The sequence below is a fragment of the Streptomyces sp. NPDC016677 genome (assembly GCF_055562815.1).
In genome coordinates, this window is sequence record NZ_JBVHEO010000006.1 from 139,931 (window position 1) to 157,559 (window position 17,629).

Annotated in this window: 17 protein-coding genes; 11 read left to right on the forward strand and 6 right to left on the reverse strand. The window is 70.9% G+C overall.

The annotated features are described in order from the left end of the window. The first annotated feature begins 48 nt into the window (after positions 1–48). The 4 genes from ACZ3IG_RS18960 to ACZ3IG_RS18975 all read left to right on the forward strand — a co-directional run bounded on the left by ACZ3IG_RS18960 (position 49) and on the right by ACZ3IG_RS18975 (position 2,995). Positions 49–1,023, forward strand: a complete 975-nt coding sequence (locus ACZ3IG_RS18960) for a ribose-phosphate diphosphokinase (protein ID WP_467433339.1) — start codon at positions 49–51, stop codon at positions 1,021–1,023. A gap of 201 nt (positions 1,024–1,224) precedes the next feature. Continuing rightward, positions 1,225–1,815, forward strand: coding sequence for a 50S ribosomal protein L25/general stress protein Ctc (locus tag ACZ3IG_RS18965; RefSeq protein ID WP_215171578.1), 591 nt, complete (start codon positions 1,225–1,227; stop codon positions 1,813–1,815). 74 nt (positions 1,816–1,889) lie between these two features. Beyond that, positions 1,890–2,492, forward strand: coding sequence for an aminoacyl-tRNA hydrolase (gene pth / locus ACZ3IG_RS18970; RefSeq protein WP_467433340.1), 603 nt, complete (start codon positions 1,890–1,892; stop codon positions 2,490–2,492). Between the two features lie 41 nt (positions 2,493–2,533). Beyond that, on the forward strand, positions 2,534–2,995 hold the full coding sequence (locus ACZ3IG_RS18975; RefSeq protein ID WP_467433342.1) for a hypothetical protein: 462 nt from the start codon (positions 2,534–2,536) through the stop codon (positions 2,993–2,995). Positions 2,996–3,062: 67 nt separating this feature from the next. On the opposite strand, the gene ppc is transcribed toward ACZ3IG_RS18975, so the two are convergent. Beyond that, positions 3,063–5,801, reverse strand: coding sequence for a phosphoenolpyruvate carboxylase (gene ppc, locus ACZ3IG_RS18980; RefSeq protein ID WP_467433344.1), 2,739 nt, complete (start codon positions 5,799–5,801; stop codon positions 3,063–3,065). A gap of 292 nt (positions 5,802–6,093) precedes the next feature. On the opposite strand from ppc, the gene ACZ3IG_RS18985 reads away from it, so the two are divergent. From ACZ3IG_RS18985 to ACZ3IG_RS18995, 3 genes are all read left to right on the forward strand, one after another. After that, positions 6,094–7,128 (forward strand): acyl-CoA desaturase, encoded by a 1,035-nt coding sequence (locus ACZ3IG_RS18985; protein WP_467433346.1) that lies wholly within the window; start codon positions 6,094–6,096, stop codon positions 7,126–7,128. Continuing rightward, entirely contained in the window at positions 7,125–7,802 is a 678-nt protein-coding gene (locus ACZ3IG_RS18990; protein WP_467433347.1) for a TetR family transcriptional regulator, read from the forward strand. Before ACZ3IG_RS18985 ends, ACZ3IG_RS18990 begins: the two co-directional genes overlap by 4 nt. Positions 7,803–7,920: 118 nt before the next feature. Then, positions 7,921–9,096, forward strand: a complete 1,176-nt coding sequence (locus tag ACZ3IG_RS18995; protein WP_467433350.1) for a CaiB/BaiF CoA transferase family protein — start codon at positions 7,921–7,923, stop codon at positions 9,094–9,096. Between the two features lie 12 nt (positions 9,097–9,108). Here ACZ3IG_RS18995 and ACZ3IG_RS19000 read toward each other — a convergent pair whose 3' ends face one another. After that, positions 9,109–9,924, reverse strand: coding sequence for a trans-aconitate 2-methyltransferase (locus tag ACZ3IG_RS19000; protein WP_467433351.1), 816 nt, complete (start codon positions 9,922–9,924; stop codon positions 9,109–9,111). A 163-nt stretch (positions 9,925–10,087) separates the two neighbouring features. Between ACZ3IG_RS19000 and tamR the strand changes: the two genes are divergently transcribed. Then, on the forward strand, positions 10,088–10,585 hold the full coding sequence (gene tamR, locus ACZ3IG_RS19005) for a MarR family transcriptional regulator TamR (protein WP_467433353.1): 498 nt from the start codon (positions 10,088–10,090) through the stop codon (positions 10,583–10,585). Positions 10,586–10,600: 15 nt separating this feature from the next. Here tamR and ACZ3IG_RS19010 read toward each other — a convergent pair whose 3' ends face one another. Then, complete coding sequence (locus tag ACZ3IG_RS19010) at positions 10,601–11,374, reverse strand: LuxR C-terminal-related transcriptional regulator (RefSeq protein ID WP_467433355.1); 774 nt, start codon at positions 11,372–11,374, stop codon at positions 10,601–10,603. A gap of 354 nt (positions 11,375–11,728) precedes the next feature. On the opposite strand from ACZ3IG_RS19010, the gene ACZ3IG_RS19015 reads away from it, so the two are divergent. After that, on the forward strand, positions 11,729–12,184 hold the full coding sequence (locus ACZ3IG_RS19015; protein ID WP_467433356.1) for a GNAT family N-acetyltransferase: 456 nt from the start codon (positions 11,729–11,731) through the stop codon (positions 12,182–12,184). Positions 12,185–12,199: 15 nt separating this feature from the next. Here the strand turns inward: ACZ3IG_RS19015 and galK are convergent, their stop codons facing one another. The 3 genes from galK to galT are packed head-to-tail and all read right to left on the reverse strand — an operon-like array spanning position 12,200 to position 15,412. Beyond that, entirely contained in the window at positions 12,200–13,363 is a 1,164-nt protein-coding gene (galK, locus tag ACZ3IG_RS19020) for a galactokinase (RefSeq protein WP_467433358.1), read from the reverse strand. A gap of 28 nt (positions 13,364–13,391) precedes the next feature. Beyond that, positions 13,392–14,354 (reverse strand): UDP-glucose 4-epimerase GalE, encoded by a 963-nt coding sequence (gene galE, locus ACZ3IG_RS19025; RefSeq protein ID WP_467433359.1) that lies wholly within the window; start codon positions 14,352–14,354, stop codon positions 13,392–13,394. Beyond that, positions 14,351–15,412 carry a galactose-1-phosphate uridylyltransferase gene (gene galT, locus ACZ3IG_RS19030; RefSeq protein WP_467433360.1) on the reverse strand — a complete coding sequence of 354 codons (1,062 nt, stop codon included), beginning with the start codon at positions 15,410–15,412 and terminating at the stop codon, positions 14,351–14,353. The genes galE and galT overlap by 4 nt, the downstream gene beginning before the upstream one ends. A gap of 181 nt (positions 15,413–15,593) precedes the next feature. Here galT and ACZ3IG_RS19035 point away from each other — a divergent pair, with 181 nt between their 5' ends. Beyond that, positions 15,594–17,273, forward strand: coding sequence for a sodium:solute symporter family protein (locus tag ACZ3IG_RS19035; RefSeq protein ID WP_467433362.1), 1,680 nt, complete (start codon positions 15,594–15,596; stop codon positions 17,271–17,273). Positions 17,274–17,294: 21 nt separating this feature from the next. After that, positions 17,295–17,597, forward strand: coding sequence for a hypothetical protein (locus ACZ3IG_RS19040; protein ID WP_467433364.1), 303 nt, complete (start codon positions 17,295–17,297; stop codon positions 17,595–17,597). Positions 17,598–17,629 lie beyond the last annotated feature (32 nt).

A 17,629-nucleotide genomic window follows, 5' to 3' on the forward strand; every position in this document is an offset into this window, starting at 1 on the left:
GGGACGTCCGCTCTGCTCCGGCTGCGAGACCTCTGAGGAGACAGTGCTGTGACCGGGATCAAGACGACCGGCGAGAAGAAGATGATGTTCTTCTCCGGCCGCGCCCACCCCGAGCTTGCCGAGGAGGTCGCCCACGAACTGGGTGTCGGGGTCGTCCCGACGAAGGCCTTCGATTTCGCCAACGGTGAGATCTATGTGCGCTATCAGGAGTCGGCCCGCGGTGCGGACTGCTTCCTGATCCAGAGCCACACGGCTCCGATCAACAAGTGGGTCATGGAGCAGTTGATCATGATCGACGCGCTGAAGCGCGCGTCGGCCCGCTCCATCACCGTCATCGTGCCGTTCTACGGTTACGCGCGGCAGGACAAGAAGCACCGGGGCCGTGAACCGATCTCGGCGCGGCTGATCGCGGATCTGATGAAGACGGCGGGGGCGGACCGGATCCTGGCCGTGGATCTGCACACGGACCAGATCCAGGGTTTCTTCGACGGGCCGGTGGACCACCTCTTCGCGCTGCCGCTGCTGGCGGACTACGTGGGTGCGAAGGTGGACCGGGACAAGCTGACGGTGGTGTCTCCGGACGCGGGCCGGGTGCGGGTCGCGGACCGTTGGTGCGACCGGCTGGGCGCGCCGCTGGCGATCGTGCACAAGCGGCGTGACAAGGACGTGGCGAACCAGGTCACCGTGCACGAGGTCGTGGGTGATGTGAAGGGCCGGATCTGTGTCCTGGTCGACGACATGATCGACACGGGTGGCACGATCTGCGCGGCGGCGGACGCGCTGTTCGCGCACGGTGCGGAGGACGTCATCGTGACGGCGACGCACGGTGTGCTGTCGGGTCCGGCGGCGGACCGGCTGAAGAACTCGAAGGTGAGCGAGTTCGTGCTGACGAACACGCTGCCGACGCCGGGTGAGCTGGAGCTGGACAAGATCACGGTGCTGTCGATCGCGACGACGATCGCGCGTGCGGTGCGTGAGGTGTTCGAGGACGGTTCGGTGACGAGCCTCTTCGACGAGCAGTAGGTCTGCGTGCGGTAGATCTGCGTGCGGTAGATCGTTTTGGGTGCGGCCTCCCTTGCCGAGTAGACTGCTGAAGTTGCTCGGCGAGGGAGGCCGCACCTGTGTGTGCAGGGTTGCGGCGGTCCGTTATCGACGCGCTCTTCGTAGCAGGCCGTTCGTGGCCGGGTGACCACGTCCGTTCTGTACTTATTACGAGGAGTGAGCATGTCCGAGGTGAAGATCTCCGCCGAGACGCGCAGCGAGTTCGGCAAGGGTGCCGCGCGCCGTATCCGTCGTGAGGACAAGGTTCCGGGTGTTCTGTACGGGCACGGTTCGGACCCGCTGCACCTGACGCTGCCGGGTCACGAGCTGCTGCTGGCGCTGCGTACGCCGAACGTGCTGATCGCGCTGGACATCGACGGCAAGACGAACGAGCTGGCGATCCCGAAGTCGGTGCAGCGTGACCCGATCAAGGGTTTCCTGGAGCACGTCGACCTGCAGCTGGTGCAGCGTGGTGAGACGGTCAGCGTCGAGATCTACGTGCAGACCGAGGGTGAGCTGGCGCCGGGCGGGAACCTGCTGGAGCACGTGCTGAACGCGCTGCCGGTCGAGGCCGAGGCCACGCACATCCCCGAGTCGGTGACCGTGTCGGTGCAGGGCCTGGAGGCCGGTGCGTCGATCCTGGCGAAGGACATCCCGCTGCCGGCCGGCACCAAGCTGGGCGTCGACGGGGACACGGTGGTCCTGCAGGTCCTGGCCGCGCAGGCCGAGGAGTCCGAGGGTGAGGGCGCCGAGGGCGAGGGCGCGGAGGCCTGAGCCATCCAGTAGTCGTCGTTCCGCCGGCCGCTGTCCCTTCCCGGGGGCAGCGGTCGGCGCTTATTCGAGGAGACGTGGACGTGACGACCGATTCGGGTGCGCCCTGGCTGATCGCGGGGCTGGGCAATCCCGGTCCGGAGTACGCGGGCAACCGGCACAACGTCGGTTTCATGGTGGCCGATCTGCTGGCGGAGCGGATGGGCGGGCGGTTCAAGCGGCACGGCAAGGCGCAGGCGCAGGTGGTGGAGGGCCGGGTCGGGCCGCCGGGGCCGGGGTCGCGTCGGGTGGTGCTGGTGAAGCCGATGTCGTACATGAACCTGTCGGGTGGTCCGGTGACGGCGCTGCGGGACTTCTACAAGGTGCCGGCCGAGCGGGTGGTGGCGGTCCATGACGAGCTGGACATCGATTTCGGGGTGCTGCGGCTGAAGCTGGGCGGCGGGGACAACGGGCACAACGGGCTGAAGTCGATGACGAAGGCGATGGGGCCGGACTATCACCGGGTGCGGTGCGGGATCGGGCGGCCGCCGGGGCGGATGCAGGTGGCGGACTTCGTGCTGAAGGACTTCTCGTCGGTGGAGCGCAAGGAGCTGGACTGGTTCGTGGACCGGGCGGCGGACGCGGTGGAGTGTCTGGTGTCGGAGGGTCTGGAGCGGGCGCAGTCGGCGTACAACTCCTGAGAACTTGACCGCGTGTGCAGGCATGGCCAAGGATCGCGGCCATGCCTTCTGCGGTGGTCTCTTTCGGGCGGGTCGCGGCGATGGGCACGGTCACCGTGCTGATCCTCGTCGCCGGGGTGTGGGCGTCGTGGGGCACCGCGCAGTACGTGATGCTGACCAAGGGCCGGGAGCGCGGCACCGTCGAGGTGACGCGGTGCGCCGGCGGGGTGTGCGGGGGTCCGTACACGCCGGTGTCGGTGGGGTCGGCGGCCCGGGACCGGGTGGTGCTGGAGGATTCGCCGGCCGTGGCGCGGGGGGAGACGTACGCGGTCGTGCTGCGGCCCGAGGACGATGTGGCGGTGCGGTCGGGGCCGGGCGGGGTGCTGTACGCGTGGGTGCCGATGGGCGGTGCCCTGCTGCTGGCGTCGGTGGTGGTGGCGGGCGGGCTGCGGGCGACGCGGGCGGGGTGGGTGCTGGCGGCGTCGGGCGTGGTGTTGCTGACGGCGGCGTTCGTGGCGGTGTGACGCGGACGCGGTACGACGACGCCCCCGCGCCGGGCGTACGGCGCGGGGGCGTGCGTGCGTACGGGGGTCAGCCGGTGTTGCGCAGGCCGGCGGCGACTCCGTTGACGGTGAGCAGCAGGGCTCGGGCGAGCAGCGGGTCGGGGTCGGTGCCGCCGGCGGCGGCGTCGCGGTGGCGCTTGAGCAGGGCGACCTGGAGGTAGGAGATCGGGTCGAGGTAGGCGTCGCGGATGCTGAAGGTCTGCTTGAGGACGGGCTGGGCGTCGAGGAGTTCGGTCTCGCCGGTGACCTTGAGGACCTCGGCGACGGTGAGGTCGTGTTCGGCCTTGATGACGTCGAAGACGTGCTTCAGCTCGTCGGGGACGAGGGTGTCGACGTAGTGCTGGGCGATCCTGAGGTCGGTCTTGGCGAGGGTCATCTCGACGTTGGAGATGAAGTTCTGGAAGAAGTGCCACTGCTGGTGCATCTCGTCCAGGACGGTGTCGAGGCCGGCTTCGCGCAGGGCCTTCAGCCCGGAGCCGACGCCGAACCAGCCGGGGACGATCTGCCGTGACTGGGTCCAGCCGAACACCCAGGGGATGGCGCGCAGTCCGTCGAGCGAGACGCCCGAGCCGGGGCGGCGGGAGGGCCGGGAGCCCAGGTGCAGGTCGGCGAGCTGGTCGACGGGGGTGGAGGCGAGGAAGTAGGACGGCAGGTCCGGGTCCTCGACGAGCTTGCGGTAGGCGGTGTGGGCGGCGTCGGAGACGACGTCCATGGCGGCGTCCCAGCGGGCGAGGGCCTCGTCGGACTGGCGGGGGGCGGTGTGCAGGGCGGATGCCTGGAGGGTGGCGGCGACCGTCAGCTCCAGGTTCTCCCTGGCCAGGGACGGTACGAGGTACTTGTCGGAGATCACCTCGCCCTGCTCCGTCACCTTGATCTCGCCCTCCAGGGTGCCCCAGGGCTGGGCGAGGATGGCGTCGTGGGAGGGGCCGCCGCCGCGGCCGACGGTGCCGCCGCGGCCGTGGAAGAGGCGCAGGCGTACGCCGTAGCGGTGGGCGACGTCGCGCAGGCGGCGCTGGGCGCGGTGGATCTCCCACTGCGAGGTGGTGATGCCGCCGAACTTCGACGAGTCGGAGTAGCCGAGCATGACTTCCTGGACGTCGCCGCGCAGGGCGACCAGGCGCCGGTAGGACGGGTCGGAGAGCAGGTCTTCCAGGATGGTGTCGGCGGCCTTCAGCTCGTCCGTGGTCTCCAGGAGCGGGACGATGCCGATCCTGGCCCAGCCGGCGTGCAGGTCGATGAGGCCGGCTTCGCGGGCGAGGACGGCGGCGGCGAAGACGTCGTCGGCGCCCTGGCACATGGAGATGATGTAGGACTCGATGACTTCGGGGCCGAAGACCTCCAGGGCGCGCTTGACGGTCTGGAAGACACCGAGGGTCTTCTCGCCGGCGGCGTCGACGGGGGCCGGGGTGGGGGCGAGCGGCCTGCGGCTGCGCAGCTCCTTGGCGAGCAGCTTGGTGCGGTACTCGCGGGGCATGTCGGCGTAGCGCCAGGACTCCTCGCCGAGCCGGTCGAAGAGCTGGCCGAGGGCGTGGTGGTGGGCGTCGGCGTGTTCGCGGACGTCCATGGTGGCGAGCTGGAGGCCGAAGGCGGCCAGGGTGCGGATGGTGCGGGCGAGGCGGCCGTCGGCGAAGAGGCCGCCGCGGTGTTCGCGCAGGGAGGTCTGGAGCAGGCGCAGGTCGTCGAGGAGTTCGGCGGTGCCGAGGTAGTCGTGGCCCGGCTTGTGGGGGGTGTTGGTGGCCAGCCGGGTCTTGGTGTTCTCCAGCTTCTGCCGGATGGCGGTGGCCTTGAGCCGGTAGGGCTCCTCGGCGTTGAGGCGCTTGTAGCGGGGGCTGATCTCGGGGAGCCGGTCGAGGTCGGCGGTGAGGGAGTCCAGCAGCTCCTGCGTCGCACCCGTGTAGCGGATGGAGTTGGAGAGGAAGCCGCGCAGCTCGTCGATCATCTCCAGGGCGTCGTTGATGCCGTGTTCGTGCTGGAGGATGAGGACGTCCCAGGTGACCTGGGGGGTGACGTTGGGGTTGCCGTCGCGGTCGCCGCCGATCCAGGTGCCGAAGGTGAGGGGGCGGGTGTCGTCGGGGAGCTTCACGCCGACCCGCTCCAGCTCCGCCGTCAGGTCCTCCAGGACGTCGCCGACGGCGCCGGCGTGCAGCTCGTCCAGGTAGTAGATGGCGTTGCGGGCCTCGTCGGCCGGTTCGGGGCGGACCACGCGCAGCTCGTCGGTCTGCCAGACCAGGTCGATGTTCTCGGCGAGGCGGGTGTCCAGGCGGCGCCGGTCGGACTCGATGACGGGGGTGTCGAGGAGGGCGGCGATGCGGCGGAGCTTGTTCAGGACGGACCGGCGGGCGGCCTCGGTGGGGTGCGCGGTGAAGACGGGGCGCACGTTGAGGTTGGCGACGGTTTCCCGCAGGTGGTCGGGGTCGGCGTCCTTCAGCCGGTCGGCCGTACGGGCGAGGAGGCCGCCCTCGGCGGCGCGCTTGGCGCGCAGTTCGCGGCCGCGGTGGACCTGCTCGGTGACGTTGGCGAGGTGGAAGTAGGTGGAGAAGGCGCGGACCAGCTTGGCCGCGGTCTGCAGTTCGGTGCCGCGCAGCAGCTCCGCGGCGGCCTCGCCGTCCTCTCGGGTGAGTCGGCGGACCTTCTCGACGAGCTCCAGCAGCTCGGGGCCCTCCTGGCGGACGAGGGTCTCGCCCAGGAGATCGCCCAGCCGGCGGATGTCGGCGCGCAGTTCGCTGCTGGTGGTCGCCGTGGTGGTCTGGTCGTCGGCACTGCTCACAGGTGCGGCTCCTTGCAGTGTTGAAGCTCGTCTGGGAGGGAACCCGGACGGCGACCCGCGCGGCGGGTGCCGCTTACGGGGCCGGACGTCCGGGAAAGAGTCAGAGCGGACCGCGCTGTCCGACCGACTCCCAGGATAGGTGTCCACCGGGACGCGCAGGCTCTGGGGCTCTTGCTGAGCGGTTACGCGCTGCCATACTTACGTTGCCGTAGGTTACGGAACCGTAGGGACGACCGCCGGTCTCCGCGGCCCGGCATCCTGACCTCTACCCTCGACCCCCCAGGGGACGCGCATGACCATGAGTTCCGATGCGATCCCGGACTCTCCGAAGGTGCCCGACGACTCTTCCGCCGCTTCCGCCGCCGCTTCCGCCGCCGCTTCCGCGACGCTGGGCGGGGAGCAGAAGCGTTCGATCGAGCAGATCACCCTGCTGCTCTTCATCACGGTCCCGTTCCTCGCGCTGGTGGCGGCGGTGCCGCTGGCCTGGGGGTGGGGGGTGAGCTGGCTGGACCTCGGTCTCCTCGTCTTCTTCTACTTCCTCGGGTGCCACGGCATCACCATCGGTTTCCACCGTCACTTCACCCACGGGTCCTTCAAGGCGAAGCGGCCGTTGAAGATCGCGCTGGCGATCGCGGGGTCGATGGCGGTGGAGGGGCCGCTGGTCCGCTGGGTCGCCGATCACCGCAAGCACCACAAGTTCTCCGACGCCGAGGGCGATCCGCATTCGCCGTGGCGGTACGGGGAGACGGTGCCGGCCCTGATGAAGGGCCTGTGGTGGGCCCATATCGCCTGGATGTTCGACGAGGAGCAGACCCCGCAGGACAAGTACGCGCCGGATCTGATCAAGGACGGCACGCTGCGCGCGATCTCCCGCCAGTTCGTGCTGTGGACCGCGGCCTCGCTGCTGCTTCCGGCGCTGATCGGCGGTCTGGTGACGATGTCCTGGTGGGGCGCGTTCACCGCGTTCTTCTGGGGTTCACTCGTCCGGGTGGCGCTGCTGCACCACGTCACCTGGTCGATCAACTCGATCTGCCACGCGGTCGGCAAGCGCCCGTTCAAGTCGCGGGACCGCTCGGGCAACGTGTGGTGGCTGGCGATCCTGTCGTGCGGCGAGTCCTGGCACAACCTGCACCACGCCGACCCGACCTCCGCGCGGCACGGTGTGGAGCGCGGGCAGATCGACTCCTCGGCGCGGTTCATCCGCCTCTTCGAGCTGCTCGGCTGGGCCTATGACGTGCGCTGGCCGTCACGCTCGCGTATCGATTCGCGCCGTACCACGGACGAAGACGGCTCCCGCCGCCGGAAGGAGACGGTCGAGGCGGCATGATGGAAGCCGTGGCGACCGACTCCAGCAGCACCCCAGGCAATGAGAAGCCGCGGCGCGTGCGCCGCACCCGGATGACCGGCGCCGAGCGCCGCCAACAGCTGCTGGAGATCGGCCGCACCCTCTTCGCCGCCAAGGGCTTCGAGGCCACGTCGGTGGAGGAGATCGCCGCGAAGGCGGGGGTGTCCAAGCCGGTGGTGTACGAGCACTTCGGTGGCAAGGAGGGGCTCTACGCGGTGGTGGTGGACCGGGAGATGCGGCGGCTGCTCGACATGGTGACGTCGTCCCTGACCGCCGGGCATCCCCGGGAACTGTGCGAGCAGGCGGCGTTCGCCCTCCTCGACTACATCGAGGAGTACACGGACGGTTTCCGCATCCTGGTCCGTGACTCCCCCATCCCCCAGTCCACGGGTTCCTTCGCCTCCCTCATCTCGGACATCGCCACCCAGGTGGAGGACATCCTGGGCCGCGAGTTCAAGAACCGAGGTTTTGACTCGAAGCTGGCCCCGCTGTACGCGCAGGCGCTGGTCGGGATGGTCGCGCTGACCGGGCAGTGGTGGCTGGACGTGCGCAAGCCGAAGAAGGCGGAGGTCGCCGCGCACCTGGTGAATCTGGCGTGGCACGGGCTGGACGGGCTGGAGCAGAAGCCGCGGCTGATCGGGCACCGCAAGAGCTGAGGGCACCGCGGGATTCTGAGGGCTCGGCCGGCCGGGTCCGTCGCGGGTCCGTCGCGGCCGGTCGCGCGGTTCCCCGCGTCCCTGGGGCACTGCCGTACGCACCGGAGGGAGAACAGCCATGCAGCCGCTGCGCGGAGTCACCGTCGTCGCCCTCGAACAGGCGGTCGCCGCTCCCTACGCCAGCCGTCAGCTCGCCGATCTCGGCGCGCGGGTGATCAAGGTGGAGCGGCCGGGGTCGGGCGACTTCGCCCGTGCCTACGACGGCCGGGTGCGCGGGCTCAGTTCGCACTTCGTGTGGGCCAACCGCAACAAGGAGTCGGTGACCCTCGACTTCAAGGACCCGCGCGGCCTGGACGTGCTGCGGCGCTTGATCGCCGGTGCGGACGTCTTCCTGCAGAACCTGGCGCCGGGGGCCGCGGCGCGGGCCGGGCTCGGCGCGGCCAAGCTGCGGGCCCGCCACCCCCGCCTGATCGTCTGCGACATCTCCGGGTACGGCTCCTCGGGGCCCTACGCGGACCGCAAGGCGTACGACCTGCTGGTGCAGTGCGAGTCGGGGCTGCTGTCGGTGACCGGTACGCCGGACGCCATGGCCAAGGCGGGGATCGCGGTGTCGGACATCGCGGCCGGGATGCACGCCTACAGCTCGGTCCTGGCGGCGCTGCTGGAGCGCGTACGGACCGGGGAGGGCACGCACCTGGACGTGTCGATGCTGGAGGCGACCGTCGACTGGATGGGCTTCCCCCTCTACTACGCCTTCGACGGCGCCCCGCCGCCGCCCCGGGCGGGGGCCGCGCACCCGACGATCTGTCCGTACGGCCCGTTCGCGGCGGGGGACGGCAAGGTCGTGCTGATGGCGGTCCAGAACGACCGCGAGTGGCGCGGTTTCTGTACGGGCTTCCTGGGCCGCCCGGACCTGGCCGACGACCCGCGCTACGCCACCAACGCGGACCGGGACGCGCGCCGGGAGGAGCTGGGCGGGCTGATCGCGGCCCGGTTCGGCGAGCTGACGGGCGCGGAGGCGGTCGAGCTGCTGGCGGCCGTGCCGGTGGCCAGCGCGCGGGTGAACACCCTGGCCGAGGTGTGGGACCACCCTCAGCTGGCGGCCCGGGGCCGCTGGCACCCGCTGCCGACCCCGGCCGGCCCGGTCCCGGCCCTGGCACCGCCCGGCCCGGCCGCCGGTGCGCCCCGGATGGAGGCGGTACCGGCGCTGGGCGAGCACACCCGGGCCGTCCTCGGGGAGCTGGGCCTGACGGCGGGGGAGGTCGAGGGGCTGGTGGCGGACGGGGTGGTGTGAGCGGGGCTGGCGTCAGGCCGGCTTCCGGGCCACCGCGAACACCCGCCGGAACGGGAACGGCGTGCCCCGCGCCCCCTGCGGATAGGCGGCGCGCAGGGCGGCGCGGTACTCGGCGACGAACGCGTCCCGGGCCTCGGGGTCGTCGCCGAGGGCGTCGAGCACCGGGCGCAGCCCGGTGCCGCGGACCCAGTCCAGCACCGGGTCCTCGCCGGTCAGCAGGTGGACGTAGGTCGTCTCCCACACGTCGGCGGCGCAGCCGAGGGCGGTGAGGGCGGTGAGGTACTCCTCGGGGGTGTGGACGGCGTCGCCGTGGCGCAGGATGCCGTCGAGGCGGGTGCGCCAGCGCGGGGAGGCGGCGAGTTCGCGCAGCAGGCGGTGGCTCGGGGCGTCGAAGTTGCCGGGGACCTGGAAGGCGAGGGTGCCGCCGGGGGCGAGGGCGGCGATCCAGTCGGGGAAGCGTTCGCGGTGGCCGGGGACCCACTGGAGGGTGGCGTTGCTGATGATCAGGTCGTGCGGTGCGGTGGGGGTCCAGGTGCGGGCGTCGGCGGGGGCGAAGCCGAGGTGTCCGCCGCCGGGGGTGGGGCCGGCGTGCTCGCGGGCCCGGTCCAGCATGTCGGGCGAGCTGTCGTAGCCGGTGACGCGGGCGGTGGGCCAGCGCTCGGTGAGCAGCACGGTGGCGTTGCCGGGACCGCAGCCGAGGTCGGCGATGCGGGCGGGGGTGCGGGGCGGCTCGGGGACGCGGGCGAGGAGGTCGGTGAAGGGGCGGGTGCGGTGGCCGGCGTGGCGCAGGTACTGGGCGGGGTCCCAGGTGGGGGCGGTGGCGGGCATGGGGCCTCCCTGAACAGGACTGCCGGTGGACGGGTCGTGGTGAACCGGTCTTGGTGAACCGGTCTTGGTGAACGGGTCCCCAGCCTCGACCGGCATCTGTCTCCACGTCAAGATAGTCGACATCAAGAGACTTCACATCGACACAACCACTACACTGATCGTCATGGAGGACGAGGTCGATCGACTGGTCGCAGCGTGGCGCCGGGAGCGCCCGGACCTCGACGTGGAACCGCTTGAGGTGCTCAGCCGGGTGAGCAGGCTGGCCCGGCACCTGGACCGCGCGCGCCGTCTGGCCTTCTCCGAGCACCAGCTGGAGCCCTGGGAGTTCGACGTGCTCACGGCGCTGCGCCGCGCGGGCACCCCCTACCAGCTCTCCCCCGGCCAGCTCCTGACCCAGACCCTGGTCACGTCGGGCACGATGACCAACCGTATCGACCGGCTGGCCAAGAAGGGCCTGGTGGAGCGGCTGCCCGACCCGAGCGACCGGCGTGGTGTGCTGGTCCGGCTCACGGACGAGGGCCAGGACCGCGCCGACCAGGCCCTGGCCGGGCTGCTGGCCCAGGAGCGGGCCATCCTCGCGGAGCTGACCGGCGCCCAGCGCGCGGAACTGGCGGGGCTGCTGCGCCGGCTCACCGCGCCGTTCGACAACATCCCGGGCTGAACCGGAGGCGGCGGTTCAGGCGCTGTGCGTCTCCTCCGCCCCCACCCGCCCGGCGGGCCCCAGGTCGACCGGGCCGACGCCGGCCCGCCGGGCCAGCGCGACGGCGGCCAGGGTGGAGTGCACGCCGAGTTTGCCGAGGACGTTCTGCATGTGCGTGCGCACGGTGTGCGGGGACAGGAACAGCCGTTCGGCGACGGCCTTGCGGCCCAGTCCGGCGACCATGCACCGCAGTACTTCCCGTTCCCTCGGCGTCAGCGACTCCACCAGCCGCTCGCTCTCGGTGCGGTGCTTGCGGGCGGCGGTCAGTTCGCGCAGTACGCCGGTGAGCAGGGCGGGCGGCAGGTGCGTCTCGTCGCGCAGCACGCCCCGGATGACGGTGAGCAGCCGCGACAGCGAACAGTCCTTCGCGACCCAGCCGGACGCCCCGGCCTGGAGGGCGAGCGCCGCGCGCCGCGGGTCGTCCTTCTCGGCGAGCACGACGGTCCGTACGCCGGGCTGCGCCGACCGCACCCCCGTGACCAGGGAGATCCCGTCGACGAGACGGTCCTCGTCGGTGTCGGGCACGGGCACGGCGGGGCGCGCCCCGGGCCTGCCGCCGCCGAGGTCGGCGTCGACGAGCAGCACGTCGAACCGGCGCCCCTCGGACGCCGCCCGCTCCAGGCAGCGCATCGCGGCCGGGCCGCTGCCCGCCGCGGACACGTCGACGTCCGGCTCGGCGGCCAGGGCCGCGGCGAGCGACTCGGCGAAGATGCGATGGTCGTCGACGACCAGGACTCGGATGCGAACCACGTGACCCCCTTCCCCGCGCTCCTCACGGAGCGGGGGATTCCCAGTCTCAAAGGACGACATCAGCGCGGGTACGGCGCCCGGAACTCGTCCGCGCCCGTATCCGCCTGTGCCGTTGACGCCGCTGTGCCGCCGACGCGGCTGTGCCGGTCGGCGCGGCGTCCGGCACCACGGCCCGGGAGCGGCCGCCATCGCCGCGCGGCCGCCGCCGCACTGAGATCGCTACCCCGCCCCGGGCGCCGTACCCGACTGTCTCGCCCCCTGATCGGCACCGGCCCCCACCGGTGCTGTTCATCAGGGTACGGGCGAGGGGCGGGAGCGGAAGGTTATTTGCAGAACTGGCGGTCCGGCACGTTTATGGTGAGCCGCATGTTTCGTCTTGAGACAGAAGTCGACAGAGCACGACGCGACATCCTGCACACTCGTCTGAAGGAGACGAACACGGCGGCCTCGCCCGTCCTGCGCGCGCTGCGCGGAACCCCTCACGATCGCGAAGTCCCGCTGCATGTCTGGATCATGGACGGGCACGATCGGGTGGCCGGCGGTCTGGTCGGCCACACCTGGGCGACCTGGCTGCACGTGACGTACCTGTGGGTGGACGGCCGCCACCGGGGCGCCGGACTGGGCTCCCGGCTGCTCGCCGAGGCGGAGCGGACCGCGGCGCGCGACCGGGCCTGCCGGGCGGCCCGGGTGGAGACCTGGGACTTCCAGGCCCCGGAGTTCTACCGCCGCCGGGGCTACGACGTGATGTGCGTGATCCCCGACTACCCGCCGGGGATCACGGAGTACACCTTGGTCAAGCAGCTGGCCTGAAACGGGCCGCGCGGGCTACACCAGCCGCCGCGCCCCCGCCGACGGCACCGCCTCGAACGTCCGCGGCGCGGTGAACCCGGCCGCCGCGAACGCGGCCTGGACCGCCTTGCCGACGGCCTCCACGTCGGCGGCCTCCACCAGCACGATCGCCGAGCCGCCGAACCCGCCGCCCGTCATCCGCGCCCCGAGGGCACCGGCCTCCAGGGCGGTGTCGACGACGAGGTCCAGCTCCGGGCAGGAGATCCGGAAGTCGTCCCGCAGCGAGGCGTGCCCCTCGACCAGCACCGGCCCGATGGCCCGCGGGTCGCCCGCCTCCAGCAGGGCCACGACCCGCTCGACCCGCTGGTCCTCGGTGACCACGTGCCGCACCAGCCGCCGCACCTCCTCCTCGTCCCCGAGCCGCTCCAGAGCCGCGTCCAGCTCGTCGTAGGGGACGTCCCGCAGGGCGTCGACGCCCAGCAGCGCGGCGCCCTTCTCGCAGCCGGCCCGGCGCTTGCCGTACTCGCCCTCGCTGTGGGAGTGCTTGACCTGCGTGTCGACGACGAGGAGCCGCAGCCCCCGGGCCGCCAGGTCGAACGGGATCTGCCGCTGGGACAGGTCCCGGGTGTCCAGGAACAGCGCGTGCCCGGCCTCGCAGCAGGCCGACGCCGTCTGGTCCATGATGCCGACCGGCGCCCCGACGTACACGTTCTCCGCCCGCTGGCACAGCCGGGCCAGCTGCCAGCCGCGCAGCCCGAGCCCGAACAGGTCGTTCAGCGCCAGCGCGACCACGACCTCCAGCGCCGCCGAGGACGACAGCCCCGCGCCCGCCGGGACCGTCGACGCCAGATGGACGTCGGCGCCGGTAATCTCGTGCCCGGCCTCGCGCAGCGCCCACACCACACCCGACGGGTACGCCGTCCAGTTCCGGTCGCTCTCCGGCGCCAGGTCGGCCACCCTCAGCTCGACGACGCCGCCCTCGACGTCCGCCGAGTGCAGCCGCAGTACGCCGTCGGTGCGCGACGAGACGGCCGCCACCGCCGTGTGCGGCAGCGCGAACGGCATCACGAAGCCGTCGTTGTAGTCGGTGTGCTCACCGATGAGGTTGACGCGCCCGGGGGCCGCCCACACCCCCTCCGGCTCGCTCCCGTACAGCCGCGTGAACCGCTCGGCGACCTCGGCCGCCGTGTCGACGCTCATCCCCTGAATCCCTGACCTTTCCTGCGTTTCAGTTGGCGCGCTGCTGCGCGAACTCCCAGGCGTCCGCGACGATCCCCGCGAGGTCGGCGCGCGACGGCCGCCAGCCCAGCTTCTCGTGCGCGGCGGCGGCCGAGGCGACCAGGACCGCCGGGTCGCCGCCGCGGCGCGGTGCGACGACCTCGGGGATCGGATGCCCCGTCACCCGGCGCACGGTCTCGATGACCTCGCGGACCGAGAAGCCGTTCCCGTTGCCGAGGTTGCAGATCAGGTGCTCGCCGGCGGTGGCCGCGTCCAGCGCCAGCAGGTGCGCCTGAGCCAGGTCGGCGACGTGGATGTAGTCCCGTACGCAGGTGCCGTCCGGCGTCGGGTAGTCGTCCCCGAACACCGAGATGGCGTCCCGCCGCCCCTGCGCGACCTGGAGCACCAGCGGGATCAGGTGCGACTCGGGGTCGTGCCGCTCGCCGTACCGCCCGTAGGCCCCCGCGACGTTGAAGTACCGCAGCGAGACGGCCCCCAGCCCGTGGGCGGCGGCCTCCCCGCTGATCATGTGGTCGACGGCGAGCTTGGAGGCGCCGTAGGGGTTGGTGGGTGCGGTCGGCGCGGTCTCGACGATCGGCACCCGCTCCGGCTCGCCGTAGGTGGCGGCCGTGGAGGAGAAGACGAGCCGCCGTACGCCCGCCTCGCGCATGGCGCCGAGCAGGGCCATGGTCCCGCCGACGTTGTTGTCCCAGTACTTCTCGGGCTTGACGACCGACTCGCCGACCTGTGAGAAGGCGGCGAAGTGCAGCACCCCGTCGAACGATCCGTCCAGCCACTTCCCGGCGTCGCGGATGTCCCCTTCCACGAACGCGGCCCCGGCCGGGACGCCCTCCCGGAAGCCGGTCGAGAGGTTGTCGAGGACGACGACCTCGTGCCCGGCCTCCACCAGATGCTGGGCGACGACGCTGCCGACATACCCCGCGCCGCCTGTGACCAGGTACTTCCCGCTCATGAACTCGCTACCTCTCGCAGTCGCTCGGCCGCGCGCTCCGGCGGCACGTCGTTGATGAAGACGTTCATGCCGGACTCGGAGCCCGCGAGGAACTTCAGCTTGCCGGACGTACGGCGAATGGTGAAAAGCTCGAGGTGCAGCGCGAAGTCGTCACGGCTGACACCCTCGAACTCCTCCAGCTGCCCGAACGGCGCCTGGTGCCAGGCCGCGATGTAGGGCGTCGGAGGCTCACCCTCTCCGAAGATCCGGTCGAACCGCCGCAACAGTTCCAGATACACCTGGGGGAACTCTGTGCGCGCCGCCTCGTCGAGCCCCAGCAGATCGGGCACCCGCCGCTTCGGATACAGGTGCACCTCGTAGGGCCAGTGCGCGGCGTAGGGCACGAAGGCGACCCAGTGCTCACCCTCCAGCACCACCCTCTCCCCGCTCAGCTCCTCCTCCACCACGGTGTCGAAGAGGTTCTCCCCGCCGGTCGCCTCCTTGTGGGCCGCGAGGGAGCGGAGCATCAGGGCGGTGCGGGGGGTGGTGAAGGGGTAGGCGTAGATCTGCCCGTGGGGGTGACCCAGCGTCACGCCGATCTCGGCGCCGCGGTTCTCGAAGCAGAAGACCTGTTCGACGGAGGGCAGATGGGACAGCTCGGAGGTGCGGTCCGTCCAGGCGTCCAGCACGAGCCGCGCCTGCTCCTCGTCCAGGTCGGCGAAGGACGAGTCGTGGTCGGAGGTGAAGCAGACCACCTCGCACCGCCCGGAGTCACCGGCCAGCGAGGGGAAACGGTTCTCGAAGACCACGACGTCGTACGACGAGTCGGGGATCTCGCTGAGCCGCTCGCCCCGCGTCGGGCACAGCGGGCACTGGTCGGCCGGGGGGTGGTAGGTCCGCCCCTGGCGGTGCGACGCGATCGCGACCGCGTCGCCGAGCAGCACGTCGCGGCGGATCCCGGACGAGGTCACGGTCGGATCCAGCGGGCGGCGGTCCACCGCGTCGCGTACGACGTCGTCGCGCGAGTCGTAGTAGATGAGCTCGCGACCGTCGGCCAGCCGGGTCGAGGTCTTCTTCACTGCCGGACTCCTCACGCCACTACCCGCACCCACACTCAACACAATCAAACATAACACTTCACAACCCACCACCCCCGCCGATCATCACAATCAATCAAAGAACGCCATCGAAAGTGTTCATTTTCTGAAGGCGGAGGGTTAGGTTCCGCTCGGATCAGTTCACGCAACGAAGCGAGTACGCATGCAAACCCCCACATACCTGGCGGCGGAGCTACGGCTCCCCACCAACTGGCTCGACTACACGATCCTCGCCCTCTACTTCGTGGTCGTCCTGGGCATCGGCCTCGCCGCCCGCCGCTCGGTCAAAACCAGCCTCGACTTCTTCCTGTCCGGTCGTTCCCTGCCCGCCTGGGTCACCGGACTCGCCTTCGTCGCGGCCAACCTGGGCGCCACCGAGATCCTCGGCATGGCTGCCAACAGCGCCCAGTACGGCGTCTACACGACCCACTGGTACTGGATCGGCGCGATCCCGGCGATGGTCTTCCTGGGCCTGGTGATGATGCCGTTCTACTACGGCAGCAAGGTCCGCTCGGTCCCGGAGTTCCTGCTCCTGCGCTTCGACCGGTCGGCCCACCTGCTCAGCTCGGTCCTGTTCGCGATCGCCGCGATCCTGATCGCGGGCGTCAACCTCTACGCGCTCGCGATCGTCGTGGAGGCCCTCCTCGGCTGGCCCCTGTGGGTCTCCATCGTCGTGGCCGGCGTCTTCGTGCTCGCCTACATCACCCTGGGCGGCCTCTCCTCCGCGATCTACAACGAGGTCCTCCAGTTCTTCGTGATCCTGGCGGCCCTGATCCCGATCACCATCCTCGGCCTGAAGAAGGTCGGCGGCTGGGACGGCCTGACCGACAACCTCTCCGCGCAGCACGGCGGCGACTTCATGACGTCCTGGGGCGGCACGGGCATCGGCAGCGACAACCCGCTCGGCGCCAACTGGCTGACCATCGTCCTCGGCCTCGGCTTCGTCCTCGGCTTCGGCTACTGGACCACCAACTTCGCCGAGGTGCAGCGCGCCCTGTCCGCGAAGAACCTCTCCGCCGCCAAGCGCACCCCGCTCATCGCCGCGTTCCCGAAGATCTTCATCGTCTTCCTGGTGATGATCCCCGGCCTGGTCGCCGCCGCCCTGGTCCCCAAGATCGGGACGCCCGGCTCCGACCTCCAGTACAACGACGCGATCCCGTACCTGATGGAGCAGTTCCTGCCCAACGGCGTGCTCGGCATCGCGGTCACCGGTCTGCTGGCGGCGTTCATGGCCGGCATGGCGGCCAACGTCTCGTCCTTCAACACGGTGTTCACGACCGACATCTGGGCCAAGTACGTGAAGAAGGGGGAATCGGACGAGTACTACCTGAAGTTCGGCCGCGTCATCACGGTCATCGGCGTGCTGGCCTCGATCGGCACGGCCTTCCTCGCCCAGTCCTTCTCCAACATCATGGCGTACCTCCAGACGCTGTTCTCCTTCTTCAACGTGCCGATGTTCGTCGTCTTCATCATCGGCATGTTCTGGAAGCGGGCGTCGGTCAAGTCCGGCTTCTGGGGCCTGCTGGCGGGCACGGTCGCGGCGATGGTCAACTACTTCTGGATCTACAAGCAGGGCGTCGTCGACATCCCCTCCGACCAGGGGGCCAACTTCGTCTCCGCGATCGTCGGCTTCGTCGCCGGCGCGGTGGTCATGGTCGCCGTGTCCCTCTTCACGGCCCCGAAGCCGGCCGCCGAACTCCAGGGCCTGGTCTACGGCACGCGCTCCCCCGGCATGTCCGAGGCGCCCGGCGAGGGCGACGACGCGTGGTACCGCAAGCCGGCGCTGCTGGGCTGGGGCGCGGTCGTGCTGGCGGCCGCCTGCTACATCCCGTTCTCGTTCTGATCGCGGAAGGATTGAGAGAGCATGTCCGAGTACCACGAGAAGAACGTCCAGGAGGAGGTCTCCGAGCTGGAGACCAAGTCGGCGACGGCCGCCCGGCTGTTCGACATCCGCCGCATCATCGGCGGCCTCTTCGCCCTCTACGGCGTCATCGTCACGATCGCCGGCCTCACCGCGTCCGACGCCGACATCGACAAGGCGGAGGGCGTGAACATCAACCTGTGGACCGGGCTCGGGATGCTGGTCCTGGGCCTGTTCTTCCTGGCGTGGCTGAAGCTGCGGCCGACGGTTCCGCCGCCGGTGCCTTCGGCCGACGACGTGGAGTAGGTGCCCCGTGCTGTGGCTGACGCGGGCCGGTG

Bases quoted from the DNA above. Each gene is read 5' to 3' on its own strand.
- ACZ3IG_RS18975 (WP_467433342.1), top strand. From the start codon at position 2,534: ATGCCTTCTGCGGTGGTCTCTTTCGGGCGGGTCGCGGCGATGGGCACG.
- ACZ3IG_RS18995 (WP_467433350.1), top strand. From the start codon at position 7,921: ATGCAGCCGCTGCGCGGAGTCACCGTCGTCGCCCTCGAACAGGCGGTC.
- ACZ3IG_RS18985 (WP_467433346.1), top strand. From the start codon at position 6,094: ATGACCATGAGTTCCGATGCGATCCCGGACTCTCCGAAGGTGCCCGAC.
- ACZ3IG_RS19035 (WP_467433362.1), top strand. From the start codon at position 15,594: ATGCAAACCCCCACATACCTGGCGGCGGAGCTACGGCTCCCCACCAAC.
- tamR (WP_467433353.1), top strand. From the start codon at position 10,088: ATGGAGGACGAGGTCGATCGACTGGTCGCAGCGTGGCGCCGGGAGCGC.
- ACZ3IG_RS19040 (WP_467433364.1), top strand. From the start codon at position 17,295: ATGTCCGAGTACCACGAGAAGAACGTCCAGGAGGAGGTCTCCGAGCTG.
- ACZ3IG_RS18965 (WP_215171578.1), top strand. From the start codon at position 1,225: ATGTCCGAGGTGAAGATCTCCGCCGAGACGCGCAGCGAGTTCGGCAAG.
- galK (WP_467433358.1), bottom strand. From the start codon at position 13,363: ATGAGCGTCGACACGGCGGCCGAGGTCGCCGAGCGGTTCACGCGGCTG.
- ACZ3IG_RS19015 (WP_467433356.1), top strand. From the start codon at position 11,729: ATGGTGAGCCGCATGTTTCGTCTTGAGACAGAAGTCGACAGAGCACGA.
- ACZ3IG_RS19000 (WP_467433351.1), bottom strand. From the start codon at position 9,924: ATGCCCGCCACCGCCCCCACCTGGGACCCCGCCCAGTACCTGCGCCAC.
- galE (WP_467433359.1), bottom strand. From the start codon at position 14,354: ATGAGCGGGAAGTACCTGGTCACAGGCGGCGCGGGGTATGTCGGCAGC.
- ACZ3IG_RS18990 (WP_467433347.1), top strand. From the start codon at position 7,125: ATGATGGAAGCCGTGGCGACCGACTCCAGCAGCACCCCAGGCAATGAG.